16 protein-coding genes are annotated in these 18795 nt (G+C 65.5%); 10 read left to right on the forward strand and 6 right to left on the reverse strand.

Features of this window, described 5'->3' with window-relative positions:
* Nucleotides 1–112: 112 nt before the first annotated feature.
* Nucleotides 113–349: a hypothetical protein gene (locus tag ACUCV0_RS05850; RefSeq protein WP_007162387.1), complete on the forward strand. Its 237-nt coding sequence runs from the start codon at nucleotides 113–115 to the stop codon at nucleotides 347–349.
* A 66-nt stretch (nucleotides 350–415) separates the two neighbouring features.
* On the opposite strand, the gene sulA is transcribed toward ACUCV0_RS05850, so the two are convergent.
* Both sulA and lexA read right to left on the reverse strand, forming a co-directional pair.
* Nucleotides 416–916: an SOS-induced cell division inhibitor SulA gene (gene sulA, locus ACUCV0_RS05855; protein WP_059315860.1), complete on the reverse strand. Its 501-nt coding sequence runs from the start codon at nucleotides 914–916 to the stop codon at nucleotides 416–418.
* 183 nt (nucleotides 917–1099) lie between these two features.
* Nucleotides 1100–1711 (reverse strand): transcriptional repressor LexA, encoded by a 612-nt coding sequence (lexA, locus tag ACUCV0_RS05860; protein ID WP_059315859.1) that lies wholly within the window; start codon nucleotides 1709–1711, stop codon nucleotides 1100–1102.
* 236 nt (nucleotides 1712–1947) lie between these two features.
* Here lexA and ACUCV0_RS05865 point away from each other — a divergent pair, with 236 nt between their 5' ends.
* The 3 genes from ACUCV0_RS05865 to ACUCV0_RS05875 all read left to right on the forward strand — a co-directional run bounded on the left by ACUCV0_RS05865 (nucleotide 1948) and on the right by ACUCV0_RS05875 (nucleotide 4483).
* Nucleotides 1948–2658, forward strand: a complete 711-nt coding sequence (locus ACUCV0_RS05865) for a TetR/AcrR family transcriptional regulator (protein WP_313648521.1) — start codon at nucleotides 1948–1950, stop codon at nucleotides 2656–2658.
* 80 nt (nucleotides 2659–2738) lie between these two features.
* Nucleotides 2739–3731, forward strand: coding sequence for a beta-N-acetylhexosaminidase (nagZ, locus tag ACUCV0_RS05870; protein WP_271655701.1), 993 nt, complete (start codon nucleotides 2739–2741; stop codon nucleotides 3729–3731).
* Between the two features lie 11 nt (nucleotides 3732–3742).
* On the forward strand, nucleotides 3743–4483 hold the full coding sequence (locus tag ACUCV0_RS05875) for an S-methyl-5'-thioinosine phosphorylase (protein ID WP_323149006.1): 741 nt from the start codon (nucleotides 3743–3745) through the stop codon (nucleotides 4481–4483).
* 44 nt (nucleotides 4484–4527) lie between these two features.
* Here ACUCV0_RS05875 and mfd read toward each other — a convergent pair whose 3' ends face one another.
* On the reverse strand, nucleotides 4528–7977 hold the full coding sequence (gene mfd / locus ACUCV0_RS05880; protein WP_323149007.1) for a transcription-repair coupling factor: 3450 nt from the start codon (nucleotides 7975–7977) through the stop codon (nucleotides 4528–4530).
* Nucleotides 7978–8131: 154 nt separating this feature from the next.
* Between mfd and ACUCV0_RS05885 the strand changes: the two genes are divergently transcribed.
* Both ACUCV0_RS05885 and sthA read left to right on the forward strand, forming a co-directional pair.
* A complete protein-coding gene (locus ACUCV0_RS05885) occupies nucleotides 8132–9574 on the forward strand; it encodes a glyceraldehyde-3-phosphate dehydrogenase (RefSeq protein WP_017639775.1) in 1443 nt (480 codons plus the stop codon).
* Nucleotides 9575–9783: 209 nt separating this feature from the next.
* Nucleotides 9784–11178 carry a Si-specific NAD(P)(+) transhydrogenase gene (gene sthA, locus ACUCV0_RS05890; protein WP_482212288.1) on the forward strand — a complete coding sequence of 465 codons (1395 nt, stop codon included), beginning with the start codon at nucleotides 9784–9786 and terminating at the stop codon, nucleotides 11176–11178.
* A 348-nt stretch (nucleotides 11179–11526) separates the two neighbouring features.
* Here the strand turns inward: sthA and ACUCV0_RS05895 are convergent, their stop codons facing one another.
* The 3 genes from ACUCV0_RS05895 to ACUCV0_RS05905 are packed head-to-tail and all read right to left on the reverse strand — an operon-like array spanning nucleotide 11527 to nucleotide 13097.
* On the reverse strand, nucleotides 11527–12243 hold the full coding sequence (locus tag ACUCV0_RS05895) for a glycerophosphodiester phosphodiesterase (RefSeq protein WP_482212289.1): 717 nt from the start codon (nucleotides 12241–12243) through the stop codon (nucleotides 11527–11529).
* Between the two features lie 15 nt (nucleotides 12244–12258).
* Nucleotides 12259–12549: a phosphodiesterase gene (locus ACUCV0_RS05900; protein WP_454253521.1), complete on the reverse strand. Its 291-nt coding sequence runs from the start codon at nucleotides 12547–12549 to the stop codon at nucleotides 12259–12261.
* On the reverse strand, nucleotides 12546–13097 hold the full coding sequence (locus ACUCV0_RS05905) for a PilZ domain-containing protein (RefSeq protein WP_482212290.1): 552 nt from the start codon (nucleotides 13095–13097) through the stop codon (nucleotides 12546–12548). The genes ACUCV0_RS05900 and ACUCV0_RS05905 overlap by 4 nt, the downstream gene beginning before the upstream one ends.
* A 107-nt stretch (nucleotides 13098–13204) precedes the next feature.
* Here ACUCV0_RS05905 and ACUCV0_RS05910 point away from each other — a divergent pair, with 107 nt between their 5' ends.
* The 4 genes from ACUCV0_RS05910 (at nucleotide 13205) to ACUCV0_RS05925 (ending at nucleotide 18749) form a co-directional block, all read left to right on the forward strand.
* Entirely contained in the window at nucleotides 13205–14455 is a 1251-nt protein-coding gene (locus tag ACUCV0_RS05910) for a lipoprotein-releasing ABC transporter permease subunit (RefSeq protein WP_271655698.1), read from the forward strand.
* Nucleotides 14448–15149: a lipoprotein-releasing ABC transporter ATP-binding protein LolD gene (gene lolD, locus ACUCV0_RS05915; RefSeq protein WP_482212291.1), complete on the forward strand. Its 702-nt coding sequence runs from the start codon at nucleotides 14448–14450 to the stop codon at nucleotides 15147–15149. Before ACUCV0_RS05910 ends, lolD begins: the two co-directional genes overlap by 8 nt.
* Nucleotides 15150–15156: 7 nt before the next feature.
* Entirely contained in the window at nucleotides 15157–16398 is a 1242-nt protein-coding gene (locus ACUCV0_RS05920; RefSeq protein ID WP_482212292.1) for a lipoprotein-releasing ABC transporter permease subunit, read from the forward strand.
* Nucleotides 16399–16508: 110 nt separating this feature from the next.
* Nucleotides 16509–18749: a DNA internalization-related competence protein ComEC/Rec2 gene (locus ACUCV0_RS05925; RefSeq protein WP_482212293.1), complete on the forward strand. Its 2241-nt coding sequence runs from the start codon at nucleotides 16509–16511 to the stop codon at nucleotides 18747–18749.
* Nucleotides 18750–18795 lie beyond the last annotated feature (46 nt).

An 18795-nucleotide genomic window follows, 5' to 3' on the forward strand; every position in this document is an offset into this window, starting at 1 on the left:
TCATCCAAGGCTGCCAGGATGCTGGCCTTGCAGACCGTCGAAAAAGGCTCAGGCAAGTCAGCCTCTCAGACCCCACGCTGTTACACTATCCGCTTAGCTGTGGAGATACTGAATGACTACTGCCTACCTGGAAATCGTTGAACTCTCCGATGGTCGCATCGTGTTGCGCCGTGCGGACGACGAGGAAGCCCTCGTTACCCTGGAGTTTTCCAGCGATGCCAAGGATTTCCTGCATGGACAGCAGATAGAGGTGGCCAAGGCCATGTTCAACCTGGGTGTGCAGATGGCCGGTCGACTGGCCGAAGGCGATAGCCTCCAGCGCGATGATCAACCGCGCGTCCTGCACTGATTCTTTTCTCGATCCGGCATTCCGCCCTGGAATGCCGCCGCTACATCCCGTCCCGCCGCCTGCTCCCTACGCGAATCTGACGTTCAGACTCTGGCTGTGGCCCTGTGCCGCGGCGCGCGCCAATTGCTGCTTGCCCGCATCGCTCAGGTCGTGCAGCCAGCTGATCACCGTGTGGCTCTGCCCCTTGCGGAGCACTTCGCAGGCCAGTTGCAGCGTCTTGGCAGCACTCGGCGTCTGCAGCAGAAGCACCCGTTCCGGATTCAGATGAGTGCTGCGCAACCAGGCATTGCTGAGCAGCGATGGCGGGGTGACCAGGGTCAGCCAGCGGGCATCGTCCTTGTCGCTCAGTTGGCGCAGGATGGGGGCCAGCAGTTGCAGGCACTGTTCCTGGCTGCCATGCAGGGACATCTCGCTGAAGGTATCCGGCAGCGGAGCGGCTGGCAGCTCCCGTGCCGGCTTGCCGGACTTGGGCAGAAAGGCGGTGAGTTCCTGCAGCAGGAACTCAGGTGCCAGGTCCAGCTCTTGAACGGACGAGCGCGGTGCATCGAACATCAGGGGAAATTGCATGGCGACCTCCTAGAGGCGACTCGATCAAATCCACTTGAGGTCATGTACCACGGATACATGACGTCACTGTGCTCAGCCTGGTCTTGAGCGCTTTCCGGAGCGCGAACAGATACCCCCGATCAAGACTTCGGCGTAAGGCAAAAGGCGGTGACAAGAGGCTGGCCCGCAGGCCAGCCCTAGACGTTAGCGGCGGATGACGCCAACGCTTAACCCTTCGATGGCGAATTCCTGGCTGGAAAGATCGACTTCGATAGGGGCGAACTCGGGATTTTCCGCCAGCAGGGTGACCTGGTTGCCCGAGCGCTTGAATCTCTTCACGGTGACTTCATCGCCCACCCGAGCCACGACGATCTGACCGTTGTGCACCTCACGGGTCACATGGACCGCGAGGAGGTCGCCATCGAGGATACCGACGTCTCTCATGCTCATGCCCTTGACCTTCAGCAGGTAGTCGGCACGCGGCTGGAAGAAGGCCGGATTGATGGCACAGTTTTCCTCGACGTTCTGCTCGGCCAGAATGGGCGCGCCGGCAGCCACCCGACCGATGACCGGCAGGCTTTCATCGGCTTTGCGCGTCGTATCCAGACCCGGAATGCGGATGCCCCGGGAGGCACCCGGCGTCATCTCGATGGCGCCCTTACGGGCCAGGGCCTTGAGATGCTCCTCAGCCGCATTCGGCGATTTGAAACCAAGCTCCTGCGCGATCTCCGCGCGGGTAGGCGGAAAGCCATTGGCTTCGAGGCAACGCTTGATGAAGGCCAGAATCTCGGCTTGTCGCGGTGTCAGTTTCAGCATGATGCACGTCGCGTCGTCTAATGATGCTGTGATTATATACAGTAACTCCGGGTGCTAGGCAAGGCCGCTGCCCCTGGCTTCGGACGACAGGCCGAATTCGCTGCAAATAGCGTTCAAATGACGGAATGACGTGCCTTCCAGGGCTTCGCATGGCTGTTCGCAGACCAGCCCGCGATTGACTTCGGTAGCGTTTGAAACATATGTTTCAAACGGAAATTCATCTATCGAGGAAGGTCATGGCGCAGTCGGATACCGTTGAACGCATTCTGGATGCCGCCGAGCAGCTGTTCGCCGAGCGCGGCTTTGCCGAAACCTCGTTGCGACTCATCACCACGCGAGCCGGGGTCAACCTGGCAGCCGTCAACTATCACTTTGGCTCCAAGAAGGCCCTGATCCAGGCGGTGTTCTCGCGCTTTCTCGATCCCTTCTGCTTCAACCTGGAGCGGGATCTGGATCAGTGGCAGCCAAAGAACGGGGAGGAGGTGAGCCTGGAGGCGTTGCTCAATCTGCTGGTGGATCATTCCCTGGCCATCAAGCCTCGGCACGGCAACGACCTCTCGGTGTTCATGCGCCTGCTGGGCCTGGCGTTCAGTCAGAGCCAGGGCCATTTGCGCAAATACCTCGAGCAGACCTATGGCCGGGCCTTCCGCCGCTTCCTGCTACTGGTGAATAGAGCCGTGCCCGAGATTCCGCCGCTGGAGCTGTTCTGGCGTGCCCACTTCATGCTGGGCGCGGCGGTGTTCAGCATGTCCGGCATCAAGGCGCTGCGGGCAATTGGTGAAAACGACTTCGGCGTCGATACCCACACCGACCAGGTGCTGCGGCTGATGGTGCCCTTCCTGGCCACCGGCATGCGCGCACCCACGGCGATGCAGGAGCCCGAACTGGCCCAGGCGCAGTATCGGCCGCGACGTCCAGTCGCGGTGGAGACGGCCGAGACCTACTAGGCTGCGGCGCCAAGGGCGCCTGGGGTAAGCTTGCGTCCCTTTCACGGCGCCATGCGCCGGAGCATTCGGACGAGGTACCCATGCAAGGCTCCCTGATGGTCGATATCGCTGGCACCTGGCTTACCGCCGAGGATCGCCAGTTGCTGCGCCAACCGGAGGTGGGCGGACTGATCCTGTTCGCCCGCAACATCGAAACGCCCGGCCAGGTACGGGAGCTGTGCCGCGCCATTCGCGCGGTGCGGCCCGAGCTGCTGTTGGCCGTGGACCAGGAAGGTGGCCGTGTGCAGCGCCTGCGCCGCGACGTGGTGCGCCTGCCGGCCATGGGTCAGTTGAGCGGCCGAGCGGACAGCGTCGAATTGAGTCGGCTCTGTGGCTGGCTGATGGCGACCGAGGTCCTGGCAGTGGGCCTGGACTTCAGCTTCGCTCCGGTGCTGGATGTCGACTACCAACGCAGCCAGGTCATAGGCGCGCGGTCCTTTGGTAACGCGGAACAGGTGATCGAACTGGGCGGCGCCTTCATCGCCGGCATGGGTGAGGCCGGCATGGCCGCCACCGGCAAGCATTTTCCCGGACACGGCTGGGCGGAAGCCGATTCCCACGTCGCCATCCCCACCGACGAGCGTGACCTAGACACCCTGCAGCGCACCGACCTGCGGCCGTTCCGGGCCCTGCTGCCGAGGTTGGACGGCGTCATGCCCGCCCACGTCATCTATCCTGCGGTCGATGCCCAGCCGGCCGGTTTTTCCCGGCGCTGGCTGCAGGACATCCTGCGCGGTGAGCTGGGCTACCAGGGCGTCATCTTCAGCGACGACCTGTCGATGGCCGGTGCCCACGTCGCTGGCGATGCCGGACAGCGCGTCGCGGCAGCCCTGGAGGCCGGTTGCGACATGGGACTGGTCTGCAACGATCGCGCCGCGGCCGAACTGGCCCTGAGCCGCGTGCAGCAGCTGGGCGTCTCGCCCTCGCCACGCCTGGCCAGCATGAGAGCCCGTCGCCACGTGGATCTCGATTATCGGCAGCAGCCGCAGTGGAGCCACGTGCTGCGGCGGTTGCGCCAGGCTGAACTCATCTAGAGGACGTATCCATGACCACCTACGCCATCATCGGAGGCACCGGCCTCACCGCGCTCGCCGGCCTGGAGCTGGACGAGGCCCAGACGTTCGACACCCCCTGGGGCGAGCCCTCGGCACCCGTGCAGCGCGGCCGCTTTGCCGGGCGACCGGTGCTGTTCCTGGCCCGCCATGGCCATCCCCATCGTATTCCGCCGCATCAGGTCAACTACCGCGCCAACCTCTGGGCGCTCAAGGAGGCCGGTGCCGACGCCATCCTCGCGGTGAATGCCGTGGGCGGCATTCACGCCGCCATGGGCAGCGGCCATCTGTGCGTGCCCCATCAGCTGGTGGACTACACCTGGGGGCGTGGCCATACCTTCTTCGAAGGAGCGGACCTCGACCATGTCACCCACATCGACTTCAGCTTTCCCTACGACGAGCCCTTGCGTCAGCGCCTGCTGGGTGCACTGCGCAAGCTGCAACTGCCGCATAGCGACCACGGCGTCTATGCCGCGACCCAGGGGCCACGCCTGGAAACGGCAGGGGAGATCGTCCGGCTGGAACGCGACGGCTGCGACATCGTCGGTATGACCGGCATGCCGGAAGCGGCCCTGGCCCGCGAACTGGGCTTGCCCTATGCCTGCTTGGCGCTGGTGGTGAACCCGGCGGCCGGCAAGGTGCAGCGAGAGATCACCATGGCCGAGATCGAAGCCGTCTTGGCCAGCGGTATCGACGAGGTTCGCCAGGTGCTGGCCGAGGTGCTGGCGGGCTGATAGCTCCAGGCCGCTTCCGGGAGGTCCCGGAGGCGGCCTGTTGGTCAGCTGGCGGCCGGCGTCAGGCGATCGAAGAGCGCTTCGAGCACGTTGAAGCGTTCTTCGGCGCGTTCCATCGGTACCTGGAACTTGAACAGGGTCGCGCCCTCCAGCCGGTACTTCTTCGGCTGCGCCTGGATCATCTTCACCAGCACCAGCGGATCCACCTGGGTGTCGGCAGCGAACTCCAGGCGTCCGCCCTGGGGCCCCGCATCCACCTTGACGATGCCCAGGCCTTCCGCACGTAGCTTGAGCAGCGTCAGGCGCACCAGGTTCTTGGTCGGTTCCGGCAGGAGCCCGAAGCGGTCGATCATCTCCACCTGCAGTTCCTTGAGGGCGTCTTCGTCCGGCGCCGAGGCGATGCGCTTGTAGAGGATCAGCCGCGCATGGACGTCGGGCAGGTAGTCCTCCGGGATCAGGGCGGGGACCCGCATGTTGATGTCCGGACCGCCCCCCAGGGGTTTCTCGAGGTTGGGTTGCTCGCCCTTGCGAATGGCCTTGACCGCGCGCTCCAGCATTTCCATGTAGAGGGTGAAACCCACTGCCTGGATCTGGCCGCTCTGGCCTTCGCCGAGCAGTTCGCCGGCGCCGCGGATCTCCAGGTCGTGGGTCGCCAGGATGAAGCCGGCCCCCAGGTCCTGGGCGCCAGCGATGGCCTCCAGGCGCTTCTCGGCGTCCGGGGTCATGCCCTTGCGTGGCGGCGTGAGCAGGTAGGCGTAGGCCTGGTGGTGGCTGCGGCCGACCCGGCCACGCAACTGGTGCAGTTGGGCCAGGCCGAACTTGTCGGCGCGTTCGATGATGATGGTGTTGGCGTTGGGCACGTCGATGCCGGTCTCGATGATGGTCGAGGCCACCAGCACGTTGAATCTCTTGTGGTAGAAGTCGCTCATCACCTGTTCGAGATCGCGTTCGCGCATCTGCCCGTGGCCGATGCCCACGCGGGCCTCGGGCACCAGTTCGGCCAGTTCGCGGGCACGCTTCTCGATGGTCTTGACCTCGTTGTGCAGGAAGTACACCTGACCGCCACGCAGCAGTTCGCGCAGCAGGGCTTCCTTGATCACCGCGTTCTGCTCCTCCATGACGAAGGTGCGCACCGAGAGACGCCGCGCGGGCGGGGTGGCGATGATGGACAGGTCGCGCATGCCCGCCACGGCCATGTTCAGGGTGCGTGGAATGGGCGTGGCGGTGAGGGTGAGGATGTCCACTTCGCTGCGTAGCGACTTGAGCTGCTCCTTCTGTCGCACTCCGAAGCGGTGTTCTTCGTCGATGATGGCCAGGCCCAGGTCCTTGAACTTCACATCGCCCTGCAGGAGCTTGTGGGTACCGATGATGATGTCGATCTTGCCGTCGGCCAGCTCGCGCGCGGCGGCGGCGACCTCCTGGGTCGACTTGAAGCGGCTCATCACCTCGACCCGCACCGGCCAGTCGGCGAAGCGGTCGCGGAAGCTGTTGTAGTGCTGCTGGGCGAGCAGGGTGGTGGGGACCAGCACCGCCACCTGGCGCCCGCCATGCACGGCGATGAAGGCCGCCCGCATGGCCACTTCGGTCTTGCCGAAGCCCACATCGCCGCAGACCAGGCGATCCATGGGCGTGCCCGCCAGCATGTCCTTGTGCACCGCCTCGATGGCGGCCTGCTGGTCCGGGGTCTCCTCGAAGGGGAAGCCGGCGGAGAAGGTGGCGTAGTCGGCTGCCGGGTCCTTGAAGGCATAGCCCTTGCGCGCGGCGCGGCGGGCATAGATGTCGAGCAGCTCCGCGGCCACGTCCCGTACCTGTTCGGCGGCCTTGCGCTTGGCCTTCTGCCAGGTTTCGGAACCCAGCTTGTGCAAGGGCGCCAGGGCGTCGTCGGTGCCCGAGTAGCGCGCGATCAGGTGCAGGTTGGCCACCGGCACGTACAGCTTGGCGTCGTCGGCATATTCGAGCAGCAGGAATTCCTGGGGCTGATCGTCCAGCTCCAGGGTGATCAAACCCATGTAGCGCCCCACGCCGTGGTCAATGTGCACCACCGGCGCGCCTTCGCGCAGCTCGGTGAGGTTTTTAATGACATTCTCGCCGGCGTCACGACCCTTCTCGCGGCGGCGGCGCTGCATGATGCGCTGGCCGAACAGGGGGTTTTCCGGAATCAGGGCGACGCCGGCCTCATCCAGGACCAAGCCTTCGTCCAGCGGTGCCAGGGCGATGGCGATACGTTCGGCGCTGGCCTGAAAGGCCGCCCAGCCTTCGACCTGACCGGGGCGCAGGTTCAGCCGGGCCAGGAGGTCCAGCAACACCTCGCGGCGGCCGGCGCTTTCCGCGGTGAACAACACGCGACCGGGGAAGTCGGTGATGAAGTGCTCCAGCGCCGCCAGGGGCTGGCTGGCCTTGGCATCGATGGCCAGGTCCGGCAGCGCTCGCGCCGTGAAGCGCTCGCGGCCCACGCCGGATTCCAGGTCATCTGCGCCTATGACCACCCGCGGCCAGTTCTTCAGACGGGCGAAGCAGTCTTCCACCGGCAGGAAGACATCGGCCGGCGGCAGCAGCGGTCGCTCCGGATCGACCCGGCGGTCCTCGTAACGGGTGCGCACATCGGTCCAGAACTGTTCGGCGGCCTGCTCGATGCCCGGCAGGGAAAACACCTGGGTGTTGGCCGGCAGATAGTCGAAGAGGGTGGAAGTCTCGTCGAAGAACAGCGGCAGGTAGTACTCGATACCCGCCGGAGTGATGCCGCTGGCCAGATCCTGATAGATGGGGCAGCGGCGATAGTCGACGTCGAAGCGTTCGCGGAAGCGCGCGCGAAAGCCGGTCACGGCTTCCTTGTGCAGCGGGAACTCCCGTGCCGGCAGGAGGCGGATGCTGTCGACCTTGTCGATGGAGCGCTGCGTCTCCGGATCGAAGGTGCGCAGCGTCTCGATCTCGTCGTCGAACAGGTCGATCCGGTAGGGAAGCCTGCTGCCCATGGGAAAGAGATCGATCAGGGCGCCGCGCACGGCGAACTCGCCGTGTTCGTACACCGTATCCACATATCTATAGCCGGCCGCTTCCAGGCGCGCGCGGGTGACTTCCACGTCCAGCCGCTGGCCGACGTCGAGCACCAGGCTGCTGCCGAGCAGGAACCGCGTGGGTGCCAGGCGGTGTAGGGCAGTCGCCAGAGGGACTACCAAAATGCCGTGGGAGAGCTCCGGCAGCCGATAAAGGGTAGCGACGCGCTGGGAGATGATGTCCTGGTGCGGCGAGAAGACATCGTAGGGCAGCGTCTCCCAATCGGGGAAATTCAGCACCGGCAATTCGGGGGCGAAGAAGCGCAGTTCCTGCTCCAGGCGATCAGCGGTCTGGCTGTCCTGGGTGATCAGCAGGGTGAAGCGGCGTGTCGCGGCCTTGGCGGCTTCAGCGATGGCGAGGGCTAGCGCGGCGCCGGGCAGGTTGCCCCACTGCTGGCGACCGGCGGTTTCAGGAATTGACGGGGTACGCAAAACTGACACGCGGGCGGAACTCCGGTGGATTTTGGGAGGGTTGGGATTGTAACGACCGGGCTTTCGCGCTGTCAGTGCAGCGACGCGCGTCGATTGCCTGGGACAGGCAGCGCGGTCATAATGTAGTTCCTTTTTTCAGCTCCTACATAGGGAAGGATTTGTCGTGAGTCAGAAGCCTGAGCAGTGCCTTGAAGAATGGATCGATCGCGAAGCGCTCGCCGAGGCCATGATTCCCCTGATTGGTCAGCTGTACCGTAATAACAATGTTGTGACCTCCATTTACGGTCGCGGTTTGGTCAACCGTTCGGTGATCTCCATTCTCAAGGCCCATCGTTTCGCCCGCCAGATCGACAATGTCGAGCTGTCCGTGCAGGACACCTACCCGCTGGTGAAGGCCCTGAGCGAGCTGGAACTGGGCGCCGCGTCCATCGACCTGGCCCGCCTGAGCCTCAAGTTCAAGGCCGAGGGCGCTGGCCGCGACCTCAAGGACTTCCTGCGCAGCGAGCTGTCCGCCGTGGTCGGCAAGCAGGGCGTCGAGCAGCGCAAAGGCAAGGACGTGGTGCTCTACGGCTTCGGTCGTATCGGCCGCCTGCTGGCCCGCATCCTCATCGAGCACCAGGGTAGCGGCGACGGCCTGCGTCTGCGCGCCATCGTCGTGCGCAAGGGCGCCGACAACGACCTGGTCAAGCGCGCCAGCCTGCTGCGTCGCGATTCCGTGCACGGTTCCTTCGACGGCACCATCACCGTCGACGAGGCCAACAGCACCCTGTGTGCCAACGGCACCCTGATTAAGGTGATCTACTCCAACGATCCCACCACCGTCGACTACACCGCGTACGGCATCCAGGATGCCATCGTGGTCGACAACACCGGCAGATGGCGCGATGCCGAAGGCCTGGGCCAGCACCTCAAGTGCAAGGGCGTCTCCCGCGTGGTGCTGACCGCACCGGGCAAGGGCAGCCTGAAGAACATCGTGCATGGCATCAACCATGACACCATCACCGCCGAAGACACCATCGTCACCGCGGCATCCTGTACTACCAACGCCATCGTGCCGATCCTGAAGGCGGTCAACGACAAGTACGGCATCGTCAACGGTCACGTCGAGACCGTGCACTCGTACACCAACGACCAGAACCTGATCGACAACTTCCACAAGGGCGATCGCCGTGGCCGCAGCGCTGCGCTGAACATGGTGATCACCGAGACCGGCGCCGCCAAGGCCGTGGCCAAGGCACTGCCGGAACTGGCTGGCAAGCTGACTGGCAACGCCATCCGCGTGCCGACGCCCAACGTCTCCATGGCGATCCTCAACCTGAACCTGGAGAACGGCACCAGCAAGGACGAGATCAACGAGTACCTGCGTGAAATGGCGCTGCACTCGCCGCTGCACAAGCAGATCGACTTCGTGAACTCGCCGGAAGTGGTATCCAGCGACTTCGTTGGCTCCCGCCATGCGGGCGTGGTCGATGCCGGTGCCACCATCGTCAGCGACAACCGCGTCGTGCTCTATGTCTGGTACGACAACGAGTTCGGCTACAGCTGCCAGGTCGTGCGGGTGCTGGAAGAGATGGCGGGCGTCAATCCGCCGGCCTTCCCGGCCTGAGTCTTGCGTTCTAGGCAAGGCTGACTTGCAAGAAAAAACGGGAGCCCAGATGGCTCCCGTTTTCGTTTTGGTCGGGTTTTGCGCCACAATAGCGGCCCGTGACAAGAGGTCGCAGCCCCCTGGGGCGATCTCACGCCGGACGCGACCTCTCACGAGGCGGTCCGGCTCCAGCCGTCGCCTGCGGACGGCTAACCTTCTGAGGAGAAAGCATGGCGGTCTATAGCTACGACGTGGTGGTACTGGGTTCGGGACCGGCAGGCGAGGGCGCGGCGATGAACGCCGCCAAGAACAGCCGCCGCGTGGCGGTGGTGGACAATCGCCAGGTGGTCGGCGGCAACTGCACCCACCTGGGCACCATTCCCTCCAAGGCGCTGCGCCATTCGGTCAAGCAGATCATCCAGTTCAACACCAACGAGATGTTCCGCTCCATCGGCGAGCCGCGCTGGTTCTCCTTTCCCGATGTCCTGCGCAGTGCCGAGCGGGTGATTGCCCGCCAGGTGTCCTCCCGTACCGGCTACTACGCACGCAACCGGGTCGACCTGTTCTTCGGGACCGCCAGCTTCGCCGACGAGAACACCATCGAGATCGTCAACCAGCGCGGCGACCTCGAGCGCTTGGTGGCCAAGCAGGTCGTCATCGCCACCGGTTCGCGTCCCTACCGTCCGGTGGATGTCGACTTCAGCCATCCGCGCATCTACGACAGCGACACCATCCTGTCGCTGACCCACACCCCGCGCCGGCTGATCATCTACGGAGCTGGTGTCATCGGCAGCGAATACGCCTCCATCTTCAGCGGCCTCGGCGTGCTGGTGGACCTGATCGACAACCGTGATCAGTTGCTCAGCTTCCTCGATGACGAGATCTCCGACGCCCTGAGTTACCACCTGCAGAACAACAATGTGCTCATCCGTCACAACGAGGAATACGAGCGCATCGAGGGCCAGGAGAACGGCGTCATCCTGCACCTGAAGTCTGGCAAGAAGCTGCGCGCCGATGCCTTGCTGTGGTGCAATGGCCGGACCGGCAACACCGACCAGCTCGGGCTGCAGAACGTCGGCATCTCGGTGAACAGCCGTGGCCAGGTCACCGTGGACGAAAACTACCGGACCTCGGTCGCCAACATCTATGCCGCAGGCGATGTCATCGGCTGGCCGAGCCTGGCCAGTGCCGCTTACGACCAGGGCCGCTCGGCGTCGGACAACATCCTGCACGACAACAACGGGCGGGTGGTCAACGACATCCCCACCGGCATCTACACCATTCCCGAGATCAGCTCACTGGGTAAGACCGAGCGCGAACTGACCCAGGAAAAGGTGCCCTACGAGGTCGGCAAGGCCTTCTTCAAGAGCATGGCGCGGGCGCAGATCTCCGGCGAACCCGTGGGCATGCTGAAGATTCTCTTCCACCGCGAGACCCTGCAGGTGCTGGGTGTGCACTGCTTTGGCGACCAGGCGTCGGAGATCCTGCACATCGGCCAGGCGATCATGAACCAGGAAGGCGAGGCGAACAGCATCCGCTACTTCGTCAACACCACCTTCAACTACCCGACCATGGCCGAGGCCTACCGGGTGGCGGCGTTCGATGGCTTGAATCGGTTGTTCTGAGCGGGCCGGTTCTCTTCGCGATAACCCGCAGGTTGGGTTGAGCGTAGCGAAGCCCAGCAATGCCTAGGCTCAACTTGGGCTGTTGGGCTTCGACGATAGAGCTGTCTCAACCCAACCTACTACGCCAAGCAGCACCCGTAGGTTGGGCTAAGCGCAGCGAAGCCCAACAATGCTTAGGTTCAACCTGGGCTGTTGGGCTTCGACGATGAAGCTGTCTCAGCCCAACCTACGACGCTGAATCGGTTCGCATCGCGGCCATGGTGGTCCGCCGATGCGGCCGCTCCTACGGTGACGTCCGTGCCTGTAGGAGCGGCCCATGGCCGCGATGTCTTTTGGAGGACGGGCCTACTACCCCAAGGTGCGCCGCGCCAGGCTCGGGAAGTCGGTGATGACGCTGTCCGCGCCGAAATCGGCCAGGCGACGCAGCAGGCTGGCATCGTTCACCGTCCAGACCGAGACGTGCAGACCCTGGCGTTGGGCCTTGAGCAGCCGTTCCGGCGTACACAGCGTCCAGTTCAGCGCCAGCAGATGGCAGTCGTAGTGGGCCGCCACCTTCAGCGGATCCAGCCAGGCATATTCGGCGACCAGTCCACGCGCCAGGTGGGGCGTGTCGCGTTGCAGGGCGCGCAGGACCTCGCGCGAGGCACTGGTGACGGTGATCCTGTCCTGCAGGCCGAATTCCTCGACCAGCTGGGCGATGGCCTTGACGGTCTGCGCCGCTCGCACCCGCGAAGCGCTCTTCACTTCCAGTTGCCAGTGTTCGAAGCGGCACTTCTCGAACAGCTGCCGCAGGGTCGGAATGGGGCAGGGGCGTGGCCAGGCCGGTCCACCCTGGCGGGCATCCAGGGCGAGCAGATCGGCGACGGCCTTTTCGCTGACCTTGCCGCCGCGCCCGGTGGTGCGCTTCAGGGTCGGGTCGTGGATCACCACCAGCTCGCCATCACGGGAGAGGTGCAGGTCCAGCTCGCAGCGCTGGACGCCCAGCTCCAGGCACAGCTCGAAACCGGCCAGGGTGTTTTCCGGGGCTTCGCCGCGGGCGCCGCGGTGTCCGTAAATAAGAGTCATGAGGGCTCCTTGGCGCTAGGGTGAGGGAGTCGGGCGGCGGGGTTCGCGGACCGCATCCAGAACCCGATCGTTTTCAAAATAGACGCTGAAATCCCGATAGTCCCAGCGGCGGATGGCTGGGCGGCCGACAGGGGGATGCTCCTGATCGGGCAGGCCGAAGTGCTCCAGTACCTGGGTACGGCTGTCGCCCCGCTGGGGCAGCGGCGTGCTGGCATCGCCCTGCCGACCCAGCGGGATCTGCAAGGTATCGGCCCAGCCGGGGAGGGCGATGCCGAGCAGCAGGACGGCCAGCCAGGGGCGTTTCACGCCTCGTCTCCGCGATCAGCGCGGCGCACCCGGGCCTGCTGGCGCAGGACATGACGGGCCAGCAGCTGACGCTGGGCATCTTCGAGGTCGATGAAGCTGGTGCCGATCTCGTAACCGCCACTGACGGCCTGGCAACTGGTCACCTCGGCCAGCACCTGCAGGCCCAGGCCCTGGGGTGGCAGCGCCATGCGCAGGTCGAGTCGCGTGCCCAGGGCATAGGGCTCGGCGTCGACGAAGGCCAGGCCACCTTCGGAGAGCACCACGTCACGGGTGGCACCGCTGTCGTGCAGCAGATTCCAGGTGAAGGCCTGGCCGAGCAGGTCGAGGCGCTTGTTCACCAGGCGCAGGCAGGCGGTGACGGCGCGGTCGCGCTCGTCCAGATTGCGCAGCAGGTGACGGAATTCGAATTCCAGCTGATGCAGTTCGCTCAGGAGTGCGAACAGCGGCGCGGTCTCGCCTGGGGCCCCGTCTGCAGGGCTGATTTGCAGTGCGATACGGTCGGTGATGCGATAGTATTCCCGCCGTTCACGCGCGTCTGGGGTGGTCATGTTGGGCCGCTCCGTGGGTGATGGCCCCGAGTGTAGCCGGCGAGCCGGCACGGTGTCGCCGTCCAACCCGCAGGGCGCCTACGTCTTTCCGCCGTGCAAGCGAGCCTATGTTCAGACCCCTGCCGATCTACCTTGGCCTGCGCTATGTCCGCGCCAAGCGCCGCAATCATTTCGTCTCCTTCATCTCGCTCACCTCCATGATCGGCCTGGCCCTCGGCGTCGTCGTCATGATCGTGGTGCTGTCGGTCATGAACGGCTTCGACCGCGAGATGCGCGATCGCGTCCTCGGCATGATTCCCCATGCGACGGTGGAGTCCTATCAGCCGGTTACCGACTGGCGCAGCGTGCGCGAGCTGGCACTGCAAAACAGTCAGGTGGCGGCGGTGGCGCCCTTCACCCAGTTGCAGGGCATGCTGGCCCACGACAAGGCGGTGCAGACCGTTTTGCTCAACGCCATAGATCCGGCCGAGGAGTCCAAGGTCTCGATCATCGCCAGCTTCATGCGCGAGGGTAGGCTCGACGACCTCAGGCCAGGCGAGTTCGGCATCATCATCGGCTCCCTGGCCGCCGAGAAACTGGGCGTCAAGGTTGGCGACAAGCTCACCTATATCGCTCCGGAAGTGGCCGTGACCCCCGCCGGCATGTTTCCGCGCATGAAGAGATTCACCGTGGTGGGCATCTTCAGTGTCGGCGCTGGCGAGCTGGACGGCTCGGTGGGCCTGATCGACATCGAGGATGCCGCACGGCTGCAACGCTGGCCGGCGAATGCGGTTCAGGGTGTGCGGCTCAAGCTGCATGACCTGTTCCAGGCGCCGGACGTGTCCTGGAACATCGCCCGCCAGTTGCCCGGCAACGATTGGTACGCCCGCGACTGGACCCGCACCCATGGCAACCTCTACCAGGCCATCGGCATGGAAAAGACCATGATCGGCCTGTTGCTCCTGCTGATCGTGGCCGTGGCCGCCTTCAACATCGTTTCCACCCTGGTGATGGTGGTGACCGACAAGAAATCCGACATCGCCATCCTGCGTACCCTGGGCGCCACGCCCCGGCAGATCATGGCGGTGTTCATGGTCCAGGGAACCTTCATCGGCATCATCGGCACCGCCATCGGTTGCCTGCTGGGGGTGCTGGCCGCGCTCAACGTCAGTGCGGCGCTGGCCTGGGTGCAGCAGGTCACCGGCCATCAGTTCCTCAACGCCGAGGTGTATTTCATCGACTACCTGCCGGCCCAGCTCCAGCTGCACGACGTCCTGCTGATCTGCGGCGCGTCCTTTGCCCTGAGCTTCCTGGCCACGCTCTATCCCTCCTGGAGCGCCGCCCGTACCCAACCCGCCGAGGCCCTGCGTTATGAATGATCGAGCCGTTTTGCGTTGCCAGGACCTGGGCAAGCGCTACGAGGAAGGCCCCCAGACCGTCGAGGTGCTGAGCAACGTCCAGCTGACCCTGCAACCGGGCGAGCGCGTCTCCATCGTCGGCAGCTCGGGATCGGGCAAGACCACCCTGCTGAACCTGCTCGGTGGCCTCGATACCCCCAGCAGTGGCAGCGTCTGGCTCGACGGCGAAGAGCTGTCGGCGCTCAACGAGAAGGCCCGCGGTCTGCTACGCAATCGCGCCATGGGCTTCGTCTACCAGTTCCACCACCTGCTGCCCGAATTCAGTGCCCTGGAAAACGTCTGCATGCCCTTGCTGATCGGCAAGGCCTCCATTGACGAAGCCCGTGAGCGCGCGGCCAAGTTGCTGGAACGGGTCGGCCTCGGCCATCGCCTGGGGCACAAGCCGGCCGAGTTGTCCGGCGGCGAGCGCCAGCGCGTGGCCATCGCCCGGGCCCTGGTCAACCAGCCCAAGCTGGTCTTGCTCGACGAGCCCACCGGCAACCTCGACCAGCACACCGCCCACGGTATCCAGGACCTGATGCTGGAACTGTCCACCTCGCTGCGCACGGCCTTCCTGGTGGTGACCCACGACCAGGTGCTGGCCGGCCAGATGGACCGGATGCTGCGCCTGGACGAAGGCCATCTGGTCGACGCCACGCCGGCCCGGCAGGTCTGAGGTCGTTATGTTCAGACCGCTCTCCCTGTTCATCGGCCTGAGATACACCCGCGCCAAGCGGCGCAAGTCGTTCATCTCCTTCTTCTCGCTGGTCTCCATGTTCGGCCTGGCCCTGGGCGTGCTGGCCATGATCCTGGTGCTGTCGGTGATGAACGGCTTCCAGGAGGAAATGCGTGGCCGCATCCTCGGCATGGTGCCCCATGCCTTCATCAGCGGTGCCCAGCCGCTGGACGACTGGCGCCCGCTGGCGGCCAAGGCCGAGCAGCAACCCCATGTGCTGGCTGCGGTGCCCTACACCCAGTTGCAGGGCATGCTGTCGGTGCGCGGTCGCATGCAACCGCTGCTGGTGGACGGTATCGATCCCGCCCAGGAGAAACGCGTTTCCATCGTTGGCGAGCGCATGACCCAGGGCAGCCTCGACGCCCTCAAGCCGGGCGAATTCGGCATCGTCCTGGGCGAGATCGCCGCCCGGCGCTTCCAGCTGGAAGTGGGCAGCCAGGTCACGGTGATCATCCCCGAGGTCGGCGCTACCGGCAGCATCACCCCGCGCCTGCGTCGCTTCACCGTGGTCGGCACCTTCAAGGTCGGCGCCGAGCTGGACGCCTCCCTGGCGCTGATCAACGTGGCCGACGCCGCACCGCTCAAAGGCTGGAAGCCGGGCCAGGTGGAGAGCATCCGCCTGGCGCTGGACGATCTCTTCCAGGCGCCCCGTATCTCCCGTGACGTGGCCAAGGCCCTGGGCGAGGGCTACCAGGCGCGCGACTGGACGATTTCCCAGGGCAGCCTGTTCCAGGCCATGCAGATGGAAAAGACCATGATCGGCCTGCTGCTCCTGCTGATCGTGGCGGTGGCCGCCTTCAACATCATCGCCACCCTGATCATGGTGGTGGCCGACAAGAAGGCCGACATCGCCATCCTGCGTACCCTGGGCGCCACGCCCGGGCAGATCATGGCGGTGTTCATGGTCCAGGGCACGGTGATCGGTCTGGTCGGTACCCTGATCGGCGGCGTGCTGGGCGTCATCGCGGCGCTCAACGTCAGCAGCTGGATCGCCGCCCTGGAGCGTCTGGTCGGCCACAAGCTGTTCGGCGGCGACATGTACTTCATCAGCAACCTACCCTCGCGGCTGGAAGTGGAAGACGTGGTACTCATCGCCGTGGCGGCCCTGAGCATGAGTTTCCTGGCGACCCTCTATCCCGCCTGGCGCGCCTCGCGCACCTCGCCGGCCGAAGCCCTGCGCTACGACTGATCCCTGCCGGGCCAGGCGGACCTTACGCCCCTGGCCCTGGCACTTCTGCGTTCCAACTGCTCTAATCCGCGCATCTGAAGCCCTACTGGTTCTCCACGGATGGAGTCCTGATGCGTGCCGCTCTGCTTGCCTTCGCCTTGGGTGTGCTGCTCCTGCGCGCCTTTGCCGCGCTGCCGTCACTGCCCCTGCTGGCGGCTCTCGCCACGGTCGCCATCGTGCTGCTGGGGACCCGTTTCTTCGTGCTCGGCGCCTGCGGGCTCGGCCTGGCCTGGGCGCTGCTCGCTGCGCACGGGGCCCTGGTGGATCGCCTGGATCCGGCTCTGGAGCAGCGGGTATTGTGGATCGAGGGCCAGGTGAGCGGGCTGCCCGCGGTGGATGCCGACTCGGTGGGCTTCGTGCTCAGTGGCGCGACCAGTCGGCGCGACGTCAAACTGCCCGCGCACATCCGCCTGAACTGGCACGGCGGTCCTCGCCCCCTGACCGGCGAGCGCTGGCGCCTGGCGGCGGAGCTACGCGGACCGGCCGGTCTGGTCAACGCCCTGGGCCAGGACCGCGAGGCCTGGCTGCTGGCCCAGGGCATAGGGGCTACCGGTAGCGTGAAGGATGGCCAGCGGCTACAGTCCGCCAGTGGCCTGGCAACCTGGCGCGATGGTATCCGCCAATACCTGCAGACCCGGGATCCGGCCGGGCAGGGCGGATTGCTCGCCGCGTTGGTGGTGGGCGACGGCTCGGGAATCAGCGACCGCCAATGGCAGCTGTTCCAGGACACCGGCACGGTGCACCTCATGGTGATTTCCGGGCAGCACATCGGCCTGATCGCCTTGGGCGTCTATGCCGGGGTGGTCATCCTGGCGCGCCGTGGCTACTGGCCGAGTCGACTCCCCTGGCGGCTATCCGCCGCCGTGCTGACCGTGGCCATCGCGCTAGGTTACGGACTGCTGGCCGGTTTCGAGGTGCCGGTGCAGCGCGCCTGCGTCATGGTTACCCTGGGCTTGCTTTGGCAGCTGGGGCGCCAGCAGGTCCGGCTGGCTGATGCCGTACTGCTGGCCCTGGTGCTGGTCCTGGCGGCCAATCCCCTGGTCAGCCTGCTGCCTGGCTTCTGGTTGTCCTTTGGCGCCGTGCTGTTGCTGCTGTGGAGCTTCGCGGGTCGTCTGGGACAGCTGCCCTGTTGGGTGACCCTGGGGCGGGCCCAATGGTGCATGGCCCTGGGCCTGGCACCGCTGCTGCTGGCGCTGGGCCTGCCGCTGAGCCTGAGCGGTCCCCTGGCCAACGCCGTCGCCGTGCCGCTGATGGACATGGCGGTCGTGCCGCTGGCGCTGGTGGGGACGCTGCTATCCCTGCTGTGGTCGCCGCTGGGCGATCCCGCGCTCCTGCTGGCCGGTGGCTTGCTGCAGGGACTGCTCTGGCTATTGAGCGGATTGGCGCACCTTGCCGCGGCCTGGCAGCCTGTACTCGCGCCGGCCTGGGCGCTGTGGCTGGCGGGACTCGGGGCGTTGCTGGCCCTGCTGCCGGCGGGTGTGCCGCTGCGCGGCTTCGGCGCACTGCTGATGTTGCCCGGGCTGTTTCCTCTGGCGCCCGTACCAGCGGAGGGGCTGGCGCGGATCACCTTGCTGGACGTCGGTCAGGGCCTGGCCGTGCTGGTGCGTACCCGGCAGCATGCGCTGCTCTACGATGCCGGCCCGCGCCAGGGCCGCTATGACAGCGGCGCTCGGGTCGTCCTGCCCAACGTGACGGCTGCTGGCATCGGCGCCCTGGATATCATGTTGCTCAGCCATGCCGATGCCGATCACGCTGGCGGTGCGCCGGCCGTGGCCCGGGGCCTGCCAGCAGGCCGGGTGCTCAGCGGTGAGGCAGGTAGGCTGAAACCGGAATTGCATGCCCAGGACTGCGCAGACGGTGCCCATTGGCAATGGAACGAGGTCGCCTTCACCACCTGGTGGCATCCTGATGCGGATTCCAACGCTTCCTCCTGTGTACTCAGCGTCGAGGCCAGGGGCGAGCGCCTGCTGTTGACCGGCGACATCGATGCCCGCCGCGAAGGCGAGCTGGTAGCCAGTGGCGTGCCTTTGGCGGCGGAATGGCTCGTCGCCCCGCACCATGGCAGTCGTAGCGGTTCCAGCGCCGCCTTCATCGATGCCGTCCAGCCGCGCGGTGTGCTGATCTCCCGCGGGCTGAACAATCGCTATGGCCATCCGCATCCGCAGGTGATGCAGCGCTATCGCGAACGTGGCGTGATTCCCTATGACACGGCCGAGCTGGGTGCCCTGAGCTGGACGCTTGGGCGCTGGGAGGCGCCGCACGGTCAGCGCCTGGAGCGTCACTGGTGGCGGATCCCCCCGCCGACACCCTAAGGCGTTCGTGCTAGAGTGGCCGCATTTTGCGGCAGGGGTAACGGTC

Source organism: Pseudomonas sp. VMV1, from assembly GCF_056790235.1.

What these genes read in the sequence shown, in the direction of transcription:
- ACUCV0_RS05850 (WP_007162387.1), top strand. Translation starts at nt 113, where the DNA reads ATGACTACTGCCTACCTGGAAATCGTTGAACTCTCCGATGGTCGCATC.
- sulA (WP_059315860.1), bottom strand. Translation starts at nt 916, where the DNA reads ATGCAATTTCCCCTGATGTTCGATGCACCGCGCTCGTCCGTTCAAGAG.
- lexA (WP_059315859.1), bottom strand. Translation starts at nt 1,711, where the DNA reads ATGCTGAAACTGACACCGCGACAAGCCGAGATTCTGGCCTTCATCAAG.
- ACUCV0_RS05865 (WP_313648521.1), top strand. Translation starts at nt 1,948, where the DNA reads ATGGCGCAGTCGGATACCGTTGAACGCATTCTGGATGCCGCCGAGCAG.
- nagZ (WP_271655701.1), top strand. Translation starts at nt 2,739, where the DNA reads ATGCAAGGCTCCCTGATGGTCGATATCGCTGGCACCTGGCTTACCGCC.
- ACUCV0_RS05875 (WP_323149006.1), top strand. Translation starts at nt 3,743, where the DNA reads ATGACCACCTACGCCATCATCGGAGGCACCGGCCTCACCGCGCTCGCC.
- sthA (WP_482212288.1), top strand. Translation starts at nt 9,784, where the DNA reads ATGGCGGTCTATAGCTACGACGTGGTGGTACTGGGTTCGGGACCGGCA.
- ACUCV0_RS05895 (WP_482212289.1), bottom strand. Translation starts at nt 12,243, where the DNA reads ATGACTCTTATTTACGGACACCGCGGCGCCCGCGGCGAAGCCCCGGAA.
- ACUCV0_RS05905 (WP_482212290.1), bottom strand. Translation starts at nt 13,097, where the DNA reads ATGACCACCCCAGACGCGCGTGAACGGCGGGAATACTATCGCATCACC.
- ACUCV0_RS05910 (WP_271655698.1), top strand. Translation starts at nt 13,205, where the DNA reads ATGTTCAGACCCCTGCCGATCTACCTTGGCCTGCGCTATGTCCGCGCC.
- lolD (WP_482212291.1), top strand. Translation starts at nt 14,448, where the DNA reads ATGAATGATCGAGCCGTTTTGCGTTGCCAGGACCTGGGCAAGCGCTAC.
- ACUCV0_RS05920 (WP_482212292.1), top strand. Translation starts at nt 15,157, where the DNA reads ATGTTCAGACCGCTCTCCCTGTTCATCGGCCTGAGATACACCCGCGCC.
- ACUCV0_RS05925 (WP_482212293.1), top strand. Translation starts at nt 16,509, where the DNA reads ATGCGTGCCGCTCTGCTTGCCTTCGCCTTGGGTGTGCTGCTCCTGCGC.